Below are 12,893 nucleotides of genomic sequence, written 5' to 3' on the forward strand. Positions count from 1 at the left end.
GGGCGGCGCGGCGCGGCGCGGCGCGGGGCGGCGCGGGGCGAGGCGGGGCGAGGCGGCGCGAGGCGGTGCGGTGCGGGGCGAGGGCGAGGGCGACGGGGGCTACTGGGGGCGGGTTTCTTCGGGGCCTACGAAGGCTTCGCTGCGGGCGTCGCCGTCGTCGCTGCCGCCGAAGACACGGGCGTCGTCGGGCGCCTCGGTGTCGGACCGGCGGCGGGCCGGGCGCCGCGGCTGCACCCACTGCCAGGACAGGTTGCTGTTGGAGTCGCCAAGCTCGGTGCGGAGCCGGGGCATCGCGGTCGGGCGGTTGTCCCGGATCCAGGCGACCAGGTGCTCCCGCACGAGGCAGCGCAGGTCCCACAGACTGCCCGCGTCGGCGGCGCTGACCAACGCGCGCAACCGCACCGTCCCGCCGGTGGCGTCGGTGACCTGTAGGACGCAGACCCGCCCGTCCCACAGCTCGGTGCCCTCGACGAGGCGGCGCAGTTCCTCGCGCATGGTCTGCACCGGCACCGCCCAGTCCACGTCGAATTCGGCGGTGCCGAGCACCGCCGCCTCCGTCCGGGTCCAGTTCTGAAACGGCTTGCTGGTGAAGTACGAGGTGGGCAGGATCAGCCGGCGGTCGTCCCAGATCTGCACCACCACGTAGCTGAGGGTCAGCTCCTCGACGCGACCCCACTCCCCCTCCACGACCACCACGTCGTCGAGGCGGACGGCGTCGCTGAAGGCGAGCTGGAGGCCGGCGAAGACATTGCCGAGCAGGCTCTGCGCGGCGAGCGCGGCCACCACACCGACCACACCGGCCGAGGTCAGCACACCGGCGCCGATGCCCCGCACGCTGGGGAACGTCATCAGCATCACGCCGACGGTCAGGATGACGATCACCGCGATCGTCAGTCGGCGCAGCATCACCACCTGGGTCCGTACCCGCCGGGCGTGCCGGTTGTCCGGTACGTCGACCCGGAAGCGGGCCAGCGCGGTGTCCTCCACGACGACCAGCAGGCAGGCGACCAGCCAGGCCACGGTGGCGATGACGCCGAGGATGAGCAGGTGCAGCAGCAGCCGCCGCCAGCTCTCGCCGACCGCGTACCGGGTGCTGAAGCGGACGGCGAACTGCACGGCGAGGACCGTTGCGGCGACCTGGAACGGGCGGTGCGCGTGCTCGGTCAACTCGGTCAGCAGCAGTGACCGGCGGCCGAACCGCCGGGTCAACCGGTGGACGACCTCGACCAGGAACAGGGCGGCCGCCGCCGCGACGAGCGCGGCGACGGCCGTTTCGAGATAGCTCTGCACGGCTTCGGTGCTCCCCTTCGACCAGACGACGGGCACTCCGGGCAAAAGCCCAAGAGTGCCCGTCATCCTCAGAATCGACCAGCTCAGACCTTGCGGTACCGGGACTGGAGGAAGCAGTAGATGCCGAAGGCGGCGATGCCCAGGGCGACCAGGGTCAGCAGGAACATGCCGTACGACTGCTCGCGCAGGGTGTGCAGCGCGGCGTCCAGACCACGGGCCTTCTCCGGGTCGTAGTTCACCGCCGCCACGATGACCAGCAGACCGGAGATGCCGTACGCGACGCCCTTGGCGGCGTAACCGGCGATGCCGAGGCGACGGGCCAACTGGCGGGTCTTCGGGCTCATCTCACCGGTCTTCAGGTGCTTCTCGAACTTCTTGCGGATGCCGTAGATGACCAGGCCGATGCCGATCGCGGCGAGCACCAGCCCGGCCAGCCCGACCAGCCAACGGCCCCCGCTGGAGGTCATCAGCTTGCCGGTCAGCGCCTCCTGCTGGTCGGCGCTGTTCGACCCGGCGTCGGAGAAGACCTTGAAGGCGGTCCAGGCGAAGTAGAGGTAGACGATGGTCCGGCCCGCCGAGGCGACCCGTTCCATGACCCGCTCCTTGCCGCGCTCGGCGCGGTGCCCGACCGCCGCCTCCAGCGCCTGCCAGATCGCCATCGCGAGCAGGCCGACGCCGACGGCGATGACCAGGAACTTACCGAGGGGCTGTGCGGAGAGGGTACGCAGCGCGCCGGACTGGTCGCCGTCGTCGGACGACGTGCCGAACGCGATCTGCAACGCCAACCAGGCGAAGAGGAGGTGGACGATGCCGTAGCCGATGAAGCCGGCCCGGGCGAGGAGTTCCAGCCACCGGCTGTCCGCCGTTCGGGAGGCGGTGGCTTCGGCGCTACGGGTGAGTGACATGGCGTCACAATCTCCGATTCTGAAGATTCCCAAACGTCGGCCACCGCCGCCCGATGCGAATCAGTTACCCGGGTTGCGGGAGACGCGGACCTTGACCTGCTGGTCGGTGACGCTGTCCAGGGTGACCGCGAAACCGCCGGCCTCGGCAGCCTGCTGACCCACGGTGAGGCTGAGCTGCTCCCCGGCGACCTCGACAGTCACCTGGTCGCCCTCGGCACCGATCAGTTTGGCCTCGACGCCAAGGATGGTGGTCCGCGCTTCGACACCTCGCTCGAAGGTGACCGTGCAGGCGTCCAGCGCGCAGTCGGTGGAAGCACCCTGGGAGCTGCAACCGGTGAGTACGGCGAGGCCGAGCGCCAGACCGGCGAAGAGACCGGCGGCGCGGCGGACGGAGGGAATGGGCATGGTGGCGGGTCGGTTCGTCACCCCGCCAAGGGTACGAGACGCCGGCGACGCCGAGGCGACGGCGAGCGTGAGGGCTGCCCCGGCTAGGGTCCGGGACATGCCGTTCGACATCGCCCGTACCCGGGCCGCGTACCCCGCCCTGACCGAGGGCTTCGTCCACCTCGACGGTGCCGGCGGCACCCAGACCGCGGCCGGTGTGATCGACGCGGTCACCGACGCCATGCGGATGGCCGTCGGCAACCGCAGCACCGCCAACGTGGCGGGTCGCCGGTCGTTGAAGCTGGTGGCCGAGGCCCGTTCGGCGGTGGCCGACCTGCTCGGCGCCGATCCGGCCGGGGTGGTGCTCGGCCCGAGTGCGACCGCGCTGACGTACACCTTGGCTCGTACGCTCGGCGCGAGCTGGCGCCCGGGTGACGAGGTGGTGGTCTCCCGGCTCGACCACGACTCGAACGTGCGGCCGTGGGTGCAGGCGGCCGAGGCGGCCGGCGCGACGGTGCGCTGGGCCGAGGTCGACCGGCACACCGGTGAGCTGCCCGCGGCCCAGTACGCGGACCTGGTCGGTGAGCGGACCCGGTTGGTCGCGGTGACCGCTGGCAGCAACGCCATCGGCACCATGCCGGACGTGTCGGCGATCGCCAAGATCGCGCACGCGGTCGGCGCGTTGGTCTACGTCGACGGGGTGCACTCGGTTCCGCACGGCCCGACCGACCTGACGTCGCTCGGTGCCGACGTGCTGGTCACCAGCGCGTACAAGTGGTCCGGGCCGCACCTGGCGGCGATGGTGGCGGATCCGGCCCGGTGGGCGGCGCTGCGCCCGGCGAAGCTGGTGCCGTCCTCCGACGCGGTGCCGGACCGGTTCGAGTACGGCACGCCGAGCTTCCCGCTGCTGGCCGGCGTGGCCGCGGCGGTGGATCACCTGGCGGGGCTGGACCCGGCCGCGGTCGGGGACCGGCGGGCACGGCTGCGGGCCGGGTTGGCCGCCGCCCAGGCACACGAGGAGGCCCTGCTGGACCGGCTGCTCGCCGGGCTGGCCCAACGCCCGGCCATCACCGTCTACGGCTCGCCGGCGCGGCGTTGCCCGACGGTCTCGTTCCGGGTCTCCGGGATGTCGCCCGCGGCCACCCAGGAGGCGTTGGGCGCCGCCGGGTTCTGCCTCTCCGTCGGCGACTACTACGCCTACGAGTACTTCCAGCTGATGGGTCTGCGCGACAGCGGCGGCGCGGTGCGGGCCAGCATCTACCACTACAACACGGCCGACGAGGTGGACCGGTTGCTCGCCGAACTCGACGCGCTGGCCGAGCCGGCGGGGAGAATGGCCGGATGAGCACCCTGGTCGAGGACAACCCGGCGAAGCACCGCTTCGAGATCCTGGTCGACGACGCGCTGGCCGGGTTCACCGCGTACCTGCCGCGCGGGGAGGTCCTGGTCTTCACCCACACCGAGGTGGACCGGGGCTTTCAGGGCAAGGGGGTCGGCGGCGAGCTGGTCCGCGGCACCCTGGACCAGCTCCGGGCGCGCGGCACCAAAGTGGTGCCGCAGTGCCCCTTCATGGCCGCGTTCATCGACAAACACCCCGAGTACGCCGACCTGGTCGCCGACCTCCCGTAGGGCAGGCCGGTCAGCGGGCGCCGGTGAGCACCTCGGCGGCGGCCTGTCCGCTGGCCCGGGTGGCACTGTGGGTGGCCAGGTGCACCGCCCCGGTGACCAGCTCGGGCACGCCCAACTCGACCACCACCGCGTCCGGGCGGGTGGCCAACGCGCGGTGCACGGCGGCGCGCATCCAGTCGTGTCGGTGCAGGTCCCGGACGACCAGGACCAGGGGGCGGGCGCCCGCCCCGGCGCCCGGGTCGGCCGGCACGTCGGGTTCGGCGTAGCGGACCGTGCTGGTGCCGGGCAGCAGCTCGCCCAGCGGCCCGCCGATGCCCCAGGGGGTCTCGGCGCCGATGGCGATGTTGCGCAGCGGCTCGAACTCGACGACGTGTGCCGGGCGGGTCAACGGCAACGCGACAGTCGTGCCCGGTGCGGCGGTGACCCGCACGGCCCGGCGGGCGGCGACCAGCCCGACGTCGGTGACGCCGCGCGCTCCGGCTGAGCCGGCGCTGCGGGCGGTCACCGTCCAGGCGGCGAGTTGACCGACCCGCTTGGCGGCTTCGGCGAGCCGTTCCTCGGGCAGCTCACCGGAGACGACGGCGGCCACGATGGCGTCGCGCAGCTCGTGGGCGGACTGCTCGTCGGCCCGTTCGCCACCGATGCAGATCGCGTCGGCGCCGGCGGCGAGGGCGCGGACCGTCGCCCCGGCGAAGCCGTACCGGTCGGCGACCGCGCGCATCTCCACCGCGTCGGTGACCACCACGCCGGAGAAGCCCAGCTCGTCGCGGAGCAACCCACCGAGGATGCGCTGACTCAGCGTGGCCGGCAGGTGCGGGTCGAGCGCGGGCACCAGCAGGTGGCCGGTCATCACCGCCTGCACCCCGGCGGCCACGGCGGCGCGGAACGGGGCCAGTTCGCAGGCGTCCAGCCGGTCCCGGTCGGCGGTGATCCGCGGCAGGTCGTGGTGGGAGTCGACGCGGGTGTCGCCGTGCCCGGGGAAGTGTTTGGCGCAGGCCGCGACGCCGCCGGCCTGGAGCCCGCGGACCCAGGCGGCGGTGTGCCGCGCGACCAGCGCCGGGTCGGCGCCGAAGGAGCGGACGCCGATCACCGGGTTCGCCGGGTTGGAGTTGACGTCGGCGTCCGGGGCGTAGTTGAGGGTGATGCCCGCGGCGGCCAACTCGACGCCGAGGTCCCGGGCGACGGCCTCGGTCAGCGCCGGGTCGTCGACCGCGCCGAGGGCGAAGTTGCCGGGCCGGGAGCTGCCGTGGACCGACTCCAGCCGGGTGACGTCGCCGGCCTCCTCGTCGATTGCCACGATGACGTCCGGCCGTTCCGCGCGCAGCGTCGCGGTGAGCGCGGCCACCTGCTCGGTGTCGACGACGTTGCGGGCGAAGAGCACCACCGAGCCGAGACCCTCGCCGAGCCAGCGGCAGACCCACGGCGGTGGGGTGGTGCCGACGAAGCCGGGTTGCAGGACGGCGGCGGCGAGTGCCGGGAGGTGCCCGGTGGTCGTGGTCACTGCACTCCCTCGCAGTGATCTGCGTCGATCACCGGCGACGGCGCGACCCCGTCGACCCGCTGGTTGCGCTCGCTCATGCGGCCCCCGTACCCCATCTCTCACGCGCCCTCGGCGCACCGCCACCGGCAGGCGGTCCTGCCATGGTCACACCGAGCGATTCAATAGTCAATAAACCTTACAGTTGCCCGGCGGCCCGCTCCCAGGGAGAGTGCGGGAATGGATCCCGCAGTGCTGGCCGACGCGACGAGCCCGGCCGACATCCCCGGCGTACGCCTGCTCGGCCTGGTGGTCGGTGCCCTGCTGCTGCTCGCCGCGATCCGGGCGATGTTCGGTCGACGCTGACCGGGCCGGCGCGGGCCCCGGTGTGACCGGGCGTTACCGGGGTACGGCTCTCCCCGTCAGGTCCGCGTGCCGAAGGGGTAGACCATGAAGATCGGATACTTTCTGTCCAGTGAGGAGTTCACGCCAGCCGAGCTGCTGGAGCAGGCACGCGGTGCCGAACGGGCCGGCTTCGAGGCGCTGTGGATCTCCGACCACTACCACCCCTGGGTGGACGCACAGGGCCAGAGCCCGTTCGTCTGGTCGATGATCGGTGCGCTCAGCCAGGTCTGCTCGCTGCCGGTGACCACGGCGGTGACCTGCCCGACCGTGCGGATCCACCCGGCCGTGATCGCGCAGGCGGCGGCGACCAGCGCGGTGCTGCACGGCGGGCGCTTCGTGCTCGGCGTCGGCACCGGCGAGGCGCTCAACGAGCACATCTTCGGCGACGCCTGGCCGCAGGCCGACGTGCGGCTGGAGATGTTGGAGGAGGCCGTCGAGGTGCTGCGCAAGCTGTGGACCGGCGACTTCGTCAACCACCACGGCAAGCACTACACGGTCGAGCACGCCCGGATCTACACGCTGCCCGACACTCCCCCGCCGATCTACGTCTCCGGCTTCGGCCCGAAGGCGATCGAGCTGGCCGGCCGGATCGGCGACGGCTACGTGAGCACCATGCCCGACGGCGAGATGGTCCGGCGCTTCCGCGAGAACGGCGGCGGCGACAAGCCGTGCCAGGCCGGCTTCAAGGCGGCGTACGCGAACAGCGAGGACGAGGGCATGCGGATCGCGTACGACCGCTGGCCCAACGCGGGGGTGCCGGGTGAGCTGTCCCAGGTGCTGCCCTCGCCGCGCCACTTCGAGCAGGCCTCCGAGCTGGTCAAACCGGAAATGCTGAAGGAGGCGTTCGTCTGCGGCAACAGCGCCGACGCGCACCTGGAAATGATCGACAAGTACGCCAAGGCCGGCTTCGACGAGGTCTACGTGGCCAACACCGGCCCGCACTACCAGGGCCTGTTCGACCTCTACCAGCGCGAGGTGCTGCCCCGGCTGCGCTGAGTCGGCGGTCGGCGCGCCGTTCGTCGAGGGCATGACCGGACGCCCTGCCGATGATCGCCCGAAGGCGTTTCGGCGGTCATGGGCTCGGGTACCTCCGGCCCTCGATGAAACTGTCCACGCACTCGATGACGTTGCGCCGCGCGGCCCGCAGCCTTTTCGGCTGGAAGGCGCTGCGGCCCAACCAACTGGCCGCCATGCGCGCGGTCATGAAGCGACGCGACGCGCTGGTGGTGTTGCCCACCGGTGCCGGCAAGTCGGCGATCTACCAGATCCCGGCCAGCCTGATCCCCGGCCCCACCGTGGTGATCTCCCCCCTGCTGGCCCTCCAGCAGGACCAGATCGCCTCCCTCAACGAACGGCAACGCCCGGAGCTGCGGGCGGTGCGGATCAGCTCGAACGAGTCGCCCACCCAGCAGGCCGAGGCGATCACCGAGATCCGCGAGGGCCGGGCCGAGTTCCTCTTCATCACCCCGGAACAGCTCAGCAACCCCGAACGGATGACCGAGGTCGCCGCGCTGAAGCCGGCGCTGGTGGCGATCGACGAGGCGCACTGCATCTCCGCGTGGGGGCACGACTTCCGCCCCGACTATCTGGCACTCGGGCACCTCATCGACGGCATCGGCCGGCCGCCGGTGGTCGCGCTGACCGCCACCGCCTCCCCTCCCGTACGCGACGACATCATCGCCCGGCTGCGGCTGCGCGACCCGGAGGTGGTGGTCTCCGGGCTGGACCGGCCGAACCTGTTCGTCGAGGTCGCGCACTGCCCCACCGAGGACTACCGGTGGCGGCGGCTGTGTGCGCTGCTGCGCGACGACGAGCGGCCCGGGATCATCTACGTGCCGACCCGTCGCGCCGCCGAGGAGTTGGCCACCAGGTTGACCGACGCCGGCTTCCCGGCGCAGTTCTACCACGGTGGGATGGCGGCCGGCGCGCGCGCGGAACTGCACCAGGCGTTCCTCGCCGACCAGGTCCCCATCATGGTGGCGACCTCGGCGTTCGGCATGGGCATCGACAAGCCGAACATCGCCTGGGTGGTGCACATGGCGCTGCCCGACTCGCCGGACAGCTACTTCCAGGAGATCGGCCGGGCCGGACGCGACGGGCAACCGGCCCGGGTGCTGCTGCTGTGGCAGGCCGAGGATGTGGGCCTGCAACGGTTCTTCAGCGGCGGCCTGCCCGACGCCGACGAGCTGCGCGACCTCGCCGCGCTGCTGCGGCGCAAGCCGGCCACCAAGACCGAGCTGCGCGAGACCACCGGCCTCGGGCCGCGCAAGCTGGGCCAGTACCTCTCCCTGCTGGAGCAGGTCGGCGCGGCCGAGCCGCGCGCCCGGCAGCGCATCGGTGCTCCCCGTTACTCGCCCACCCCGGCCGACGCCGCGGCGGCGGCGTTGGCGGAGGCGGAACGCCAGCAGACCGTGACCCGGTCCCGCACCGACATGATGCGGGCCTTCGCCGAGACCAGAGCCTGCCGGGGGCAGACCCTGCTGGCGTACTTCGGCGAGCAGATGACGCAGGTCTGCGGCCACTGCGACAACTGCCACAACGGCACCAGCGTTGCCGACCAGGGCGCGGTCGGGCCGTTCCCGGTGCACAGCCAGGTGCGTCACCCGGAGTGGGGGCCCGGCCTGGTGCTCTCCTATGAGGAGGACAAGATGACGGTTCTCTTCGATGAGGTGGGGTACAAGACGTTGTCGGTGCGCGTGGTGTCCGAACAGGGCCTGTTGACCCTGGACTAGCCTTACCGGGCACCGGCGTCGGGCCCGGTGGATCGACCAGAGCAGGCACCGATTGATGAAGCAGAGCAGGGCGGAAGGGGCGTTGCCGTGATCGAGCAGCCGGCGTACACCGGGTTCGGTTTCTCCGACGAGGAGTGGGGGCTGCTGGTCGGCCTGCCGCAGTCGGTATTGACCGCGGCGAGCGCCGCCGAGTCCGACGGCACCCGCCGGACCATGGCGGAGAGCGCGGCCGGGTTGGAGACCATCGCCGCCGGCCGGGAGTCGGCCAGCCCGCTGGTCGCCGCCGTGGCCGGCGAGATCGTCACCCGGGTCGGCGACCCGGAGACCGGTGCGGAGCTGCCGGTCATCGCGCCCGCCGACCCTCGGGCGTACATCGACGACGTGTTGCTGCGGGCCGGCGAGGCCGGCGCGTTGCTGGCGGCGCGGGTCGACGAGGGTGAGGCCGGCGCGTACAAGCACTGGCTCGTGAAGATCGCCGAGCAGGTGGTGGGCGCCGCGTCCAGCGGTGGGCTGCTGGGCATCGGCGGCGAGTCGGTCAGCGACTCCGAGCGGCGGTTCCGCGACCGGCTCGCGCACGTGCTCATCGACTGATCGACGACAGCGAGGTGTCGGCCGGACCGGTCGGCTCGGCGGCCACTGCCGTGGAGTCGGCCGGTCGGACGCCGCGCAGCGCGACCAGCGCGGTGACCGCGCCGAGCAGCATCACCGCCATGGCGGCGTACGCGGCCAGGTGCAGCCCGTCGGTGAACGCGATCCCGGCGGCGTGCCGCACCGCGTCGGCCAGTTCCGCCGGCAGCCCCTGGGCGACCGCGAGCGCGCCGCCCAGGGTCTCCTGGGCCGCGTCACCGGCGTCGGTGGGCAGCCCGGCCGGCAGGCCGTCGACGATCTCGCGGCGATAGACCGCCGCACCCACGCTGCCCAGGATCGCCATTCCCAGCGCGCCGCCCAGCTCGCTGCTGGACTCGGTCAGCGCGGACGCGACACCGGCCTGCTCGGGCGGTGCCGCGCCGAGGACCAGCTCGGTGACGAGGGACATCACCATCACCAGGCCACCCGCGTAGACACTGGCGCCGACGAGCAGCAGCCACAGCGGCGTCTCCGGGGTGACCCGGGTCAACACCGCGAAACCGACCACGGCGATCCCGAACCCGGCGCCGATCAGGTATGCCCGTTCGACGCGCTGGGCGAGGGCGGCTGCGGCCGGCGCGACCGCGCCCACGGCGAGGGACGGCACCAGGCTCCACAGCGCCGCCCGCAGCGGGCTCAGACCGAGCACCAGCTGCAGGTGCTGGGTGGTGAAGATGGCGAAGCCGACGATGGCGAACATCGCCAACAGGTTGACCGCGAGCGACCCGGCGAAGCCGCGACGGCGGAACAACGCGAGATCGACCATCGGGTACGCCCGGGTCCGCTGCCGGTGCAGGAAGAGCGCGCCCACCAGCAGGCCACCGACGATGGCGAGCACCCGTACCGGGCTGAGGCCGTCGCGGGCCATCTCCTTGACGCCGTAGATCACCGGCAGCAGCGCGCCGAGCGACAGTGCCGCGCTGACCAGGTCGAACCGACCGGTCGGCGGGTTGCGGAACTCGGGCACCAGGAGCGGGGCGAGCAGGAGCAGCAGCAGCATCGCCGGGATGTTGATCAGGAAGATCGAGCCCCACCAGAAGTGCTCCAGCAGGATGCCGCTGAGCACCGGGCCGATCGCGATGCCGCCGGTCAGGGTGGCGGTCCAGACGCCGATGGCGGTGCCGCGCTGCTTGGCGTCGTGGAACATGTTGCGCACCAGGGCGAGGGTCGAGGGCATCAGGGTGGCCCCACCGACGCCGAGGAGGGCGCGGGCGGCGATCAGCGTCGCGGTGCTGTCGGCGTACGCGGCCAGCAGCGACGCCGCCCCGAACGCGGTGGCGCCGAGCAGCAGGAGCCGGCGTCGGCCGATCCGGTCGCCGAGCGCGCCCATGGTGATGAGCAGCCCGGCCAGCACGAAGCCGTAGATGTCGAAGATCCAGAGCTGCTCAGTGGCGGTGGGACGCAACTCAGCGCTGATGAACGGGACGGCGAAGTAGAGCACCGACACGTCCATCGAGACCAGGAGCAGCGCCAGCATCAGCACCGTGAGCCCGATCCACTCCCGTCGACCGGCTCGCGCTGCCGGTGTGGCGGCGACCTTCATGATCATCACCCCTTCTGCGTATGTCGTACGCTGTTATGCGTAGACCATACGCAGAACTAGGATGGCGAGGCAAGGAGGAAAAGTGGCGGCGAAGACGAACGACAGCGGGCCCGTACTCCCGCCGGCCATCGAGAGCGCCTGGGGGCTGCGCGAGCGACCACCTAAGGGCCCCCGGCCGGGAATGAGCGTGCCCGCCATCGTCGACGCCGCCGTGCGGGTGGCCGACGCCGACGGTCTGGCCGCCGTCTCGATGAGCCGGGTGGCCAAGGAGTTGGGCGCCGCGACCATGGCCCTCTACCGGTACGTCGGCTCGAAGGACGAGCTGCTGATGCTCATGGTGGACTCCGGGTACGGCCCATCCCCCGGCCCGCCCGACCCGCAGGACGACTGGCGTACCGGCCTCACCCGGTGGGCCTGGGCCGAGCACGAGGTGCTGCGGCGACGCTCCTGGCTGCTGCACGTCCCGATCAGCGGCCCACCGATCACCCCGCAGCAGCTCGGCTGGATGGAGGACGGGCTGCGCTGCCTCGACGGCACCGCGCTCGGCGAGGGCGAGAAGATGTCGGTGCTGCTGCTGATCACCGGGTACGTCCGCAACGAGGCCACCCTCACCTCGCAGATCGCCGAGGGCAGCCGGGCTGCCGGCGTCGAGCCCGCCGAGATGATGCCGGCGTACGGTCGGCTGGTGGCCCGACTCATCGACCCGACCCGCTTCCCCGCGCTGCACCGGGTGCTGAACGCCGGCGTGCTCAGCCAGGACGACCACCCCGACGACGAGTTCGTCTTCGGTCTGGACCGGATCCTCGACGGCGTCGAGGCCCTGGTCCACAGGCGAGCGGCCTGAGGGAACCCCATGCTGCCGAAAGAAACCCTCGACACGAGCGTCCTGCCACCCGGTGAACGATTCGGGATGTGGCTGGAACTGGTCGCACGCACCTCGGCGCCGATGCGGGTCCGGTCCGAGCACGACGAGGACTTCATCGCCCGGGCCGATTTCGTCGACCTCGGGCCGATCCAGCTGATCCGCTACGACTACCCGTCTCTGGACGCCTTCCGGACCCCGAAGCTGATTCGCCAATCGGACCCGGAGCTGTACATTCTCGCCCTCACCACCGGCGGCGTCGGCACGTCCAGCCAGGACGGCCGCCGCAGCGAGATCCAGGCTGGTGAGTTCACCTTCTACAACGCGTCTCGTCCGCACGACCTCGGCCACCACGCGAAGGAGCCGGAGCGGGACCAGGCCAGCTCGATCGTCACGATGATCCCGCACGCCGCCCTGCCCCTGCCGCCGGAGCGGATGGCCGCGCTCTACGGCGGCCGGATGTCCGGCAGCGAGGGGATCGGGGCGCTGCTGGCCCAGTTCCTGCTCCAGGTCACCGGGCACCCCGAGCAGTACCACGCCGCCGACGCCAGCCGGCTCGGCGCGGTGGGGCTCGACCTGGCCACCACCATGCTCGGCCGGCACCTCGTCGCCGAGGACGCCGTGCCCACCGAGGTCCGCCGCCGGGCGCTGCTCACCCAGGTGCAGTCGTACATCCACCGTCACCTCGGCGACGCGGCACTCGACCCACATGTCGTCGCCAACGCCCACCACATCTCGGTGCGGTCCCTGCACAGGCTGTTCGAGGGCGAGGACGCCACTGTGGCGTCGTATATCCGGGACCTGCGGCTGGCCCGGTGTCGGCGCGACCTGACCGACCCGGCGCTGCGCAACCAGCCGGTGCAGACCGTCGCCGCGCGGTGGGGGTTTCCCGACAAGGCCCACTTCAGCCGGGCGTTCAAGGCCGCCTACGGAACGACCCCGCAGGACCACCGCGACAGCGGCTCGGATCTGGCGCGGATCGTCAACCGCCGGGCGTCCACCGTCAACTCGCGGCAGGCAGACTGACACCAACGCGGCC

The 12,893-nt window shown here is 72.1% G+C and carries 13 protein-coding genes; 8 read left to right on the forward strand and 5 right to left on the reverse strand.

All coding sequences use genetic code 11. The features are described 5' to 3' along the window. Positions 1 to 99 precede the first annotated feature (99 nt). The 3 genes from V6U86_RS29660 to V6U86_RS29670 form a co-directional block, all read right to left on the reverse strand. Positions 100 to 1,290, reverse strand: coding sequence for a mechanosensitive ion channel family protein (locus V6U86_RS29660; RefSeq protein ID WP_334509168.1), 1,191 nt, complete (start codon positions 1,288 to 1,290; stop codon positions 100 to 102). An 83-nt stretch (positions 1,291 to 1,373) separates the two neighbouring features. Next, positions 1,374 to 2,195 (reverse strand): DUF1206 domain-containing protein, encoded by an 822-nt coding sequence (locus tag V6U86_RS29665; RefSeq protein ID WP_334509067.1) that lies wholly within the window; start codon positions 2,193 to 2,195, stop codon positions 1,374 to 1,376. A 60-nt stretch (positions 2,196 to 2,255) separates the two neighbouring features. Continuing rightward, positions 2,256 to 2,621 carry a hypothetical protein gene (locus V6U86_RS29670; protein ID WP_334509069.1) on the reverse strand — a complete coding sequence of 122 codons (366 nt, stop codon included), beginning with the start codon at positions 2,619 to 2,621 and terminating at the stop codon, positions 2,256 to 2,258. A gap of 76 nt (positions 2,622 to 2,697) precedes the next feature. Between V6U86_RS29670 and V6U86_RS29675 the strand changes: the two genes are divergently transcribed. Together V6U86_RS29675 and V6U86_RS29680 are read left to right on the forward strand one after the other, a co-directional pair. Beyond that, positions 2,698 to 3,924 (forward strand): cysteine desulfurase-like protein, encoded by a 1,227-nt coding sequence (locus tag V6U86_RS29675; RefSeq protein ID WP_334509072.1) that lies wholly within the window; start codon positions 2,698 to 2,700, stop codon positions 3,922 to 3,924. Continuing rightward, positions 3,921 to 4,208 carry a GNAT family N-acetyltransferase gene (locus tag V6U86_RS29680; RefSeq protein WP_334509074.1) on the forward strand — a complete coding sequence of 96 codons (288 nt, stop codon included), beginning with the start codon at positions 3,921 to 3,923 and terminating at the stop codon, positions 4,206 to 4,208. The genes V6U86_RS29675 and V6U86_RS29680 overlap by 4 nt, the downstream gene beginning before the upstream one ends. Before the next feature lie 10 nt (positions 4,209 to 4,218). Here the strand turns inward: V6U86_RS29680 and V6U86_RS29685 are convergent, their stop codons facing one another. Next, positions 4,219 to 5,709 carry a glycoside hydrolase family 3 protein gene (locus V6U86_RS29685; protein ID WP_334509076.1) on the reverse strand — a complete coding sequence of 497 codons (1,491 nt, stop codon included), beginning with the start codon at positions 5,707 to 5,709 and terminating at the stop codon, positions 4,219 to 4,221. Positions 5,710 to 5,925: 216 nt separating this feature from the next. On the opposite strand from V6U86_RS29685, the gene V6U86_RS29690 reads away from it, so the two are divergent. The 4 genes from V6U86_RS29690 (at position 5,926) to V6U86_RS29705 (ending at position 9,413) form a co-directional block, all read left to right on the forward strand. Continuing rightward, positions 5,926 to 6,051 (forward strand): hypothetical protein, encoded by a 126-nt coding sequence (locus V6U86_RS29690; RefSeq protein WP_334509078.1) that lies wholly within the window; start codon positions 5,926 to 5,928, stop codon positions 6,049 to 6,051. 84 nt (positions 6,052 to 6,135) lie between these two features. Further along, positions 6,136 to 7,086, forward strand: coding sequence for a TIGR03557 family F420-dependent LLM class oxidoreductase (locus V6U86_RS29695; protein WP_334509081.1), 951 nt, complete (start codon positions 6,136 to 6,138; stop codon positions 7,084 to 7,086). A 104-nt stretch (positions 7,087 to 7,190) separates the two neighbouring features. Next, on the forward strand, positions 7,191 to 8,822 hold the full coding sequence (locus tag V6U86_RS29700; protein WP_334509083.1) for a RecQ family ATP-dependent DNA helicase: 1,632 nt from the start codon (positions 7,191 to 7,193) through the stop codon (positions 8,820 to 8,822). 87 nt (positions 8,823 to 8,909) lie between these two features. Then, positions 8,910 to 9,413, forward strand: a complete 504-nt coding sequence (locus tag V6U86_RS29705; protein ID WP_334509086.1) for a hypothetical protein — start codon at positions 8,910 to 8,912, stop codon at positions 9,411 to 9,413. Here the strand turns inward: V6U86_RS29705 and V6U86_RS29710 are convergent. Beyond that, the gene (locus V6U86_RS29710; RefSeq protein WP_334509088.1) at positions 9,403 to 10,998 is read right to left on the reverse strand and encodes an MFS transporter; all 1,596 of its coding nucleotides are present in this window, start codon (positions 10,996 to 10,998) and stop codon (positions 9,403 to 9,405) included. The two genes, V6U86_RS29705 and V6U86_RS29710, sit on opposite strands and share 11 nt — an antisense overlap. Positions 10,999 to 11,074: 76 nt before the next feature. Between V6U86_RS29710 and V6U86_RS29715 the strand changes: the two genes are divergently transcribed. Both V6U86_RS29715 and V6U86_RS29720 read left to right on the forward strand, forming a co-directional pair. After that, the gene (locus V6U86_RS29715; RefSeq protein ID WP_334509090.1) at positions 11,075 to 11,836 is read left to right on the forward strand and encodes a TetR/AcrR family transcriptional regulator; all 762 of its coding nucleotides are present in this window, start codon (positions 11,075 to 11,077) and stop codon (positions 11,834 to 11,836) included. Between the two features lie 9 nt (positions 11,837 to 11,845). Next, on the forward strand, positions 11,846 to 12,880 hold the full coding sequence (locus V6U86_RS29720; RefSeq protein WP_334509093.1) for a helix-turn-helix domain-containing protein: 1,035 nt from the start codon (positions 11,846 to 11,848) through the stop codon (positions 12,878 to 12,880). Positions 12,881 to 12,893 lie beyond the last annotated feature (13 nt).

Source organism: Micromonospora sp. CPCC 205558 (genome assembly GCF_036902955.1).
GTDB lineage: Bacteria > Actinomycetota > Actinomycetes > Mycobacteriales > Micromonosporaceae > Micromonospora.

What these genes read in the sequence shown, in the direction of transcription:
- V6U86_RS29675 (WP_334509072.1), top strand. Translation starts at nt 2,698, where the DNA reads ATGCCGTTCGACATCGCCCGTACCCGGGCCGCGTACCCCGCCCTGACC.
- V6U86_RS29710 (WP_334509088.1), bottom strand. Translation starts at nt 10,998, where the DNA reads ATGATCATGAAGGTCGCCGCCACACCGGCAGCGCGAGCCGGTCGACGG.
- V6U86_RS29695 (WP_334509081.1), top strand. Translation starts at nt 6,136, where the DNA reads ATGAAGATCGGATACTTTCTGTCCAGTGAGGAGTTCACGCCAGCCGAG.
- V6U86_RS29700 (WP_334509083.1), top strand. Translation starts at nt 7,191, where the DNA reads ATGAAACTGTCCACGCACTCGATGACGTTGCGCCGCGCGGCCCGCAGC.
- V6U86_RS29665 (WP_334509067.1), bottom strand. Translation starts at nt 2,195, where the DNA reads ATGTCACTCACCCGTAGCGCCGAAGCCACCGCCTCCCGAACGGCGGAC.
- V6U86_RS29690 (WP_334509078.1), top strand. Translation starts at nt 5,926, where the DNA reads ATGGATCCCGCAGTGCTGGCCGACGCGACGAGCCCGGCCGACATCCCC.
- V6U86_RS29680 (WP_334509074.1), top strand. Translation starts at nt 3,921, where the DNA reads ATGAGCACCCTGGTCGAGGACAACCCGGCGAAGCACCGCTTCGAGATC.
- V6U86_RS29720 (WP_334509093.1), top strand. Translation starts at nt 11,846, where the DNA reads ATGCTGCCGAAAGAAACCCTCGACACGAGCGTCCTGCCACCCGGTGAA.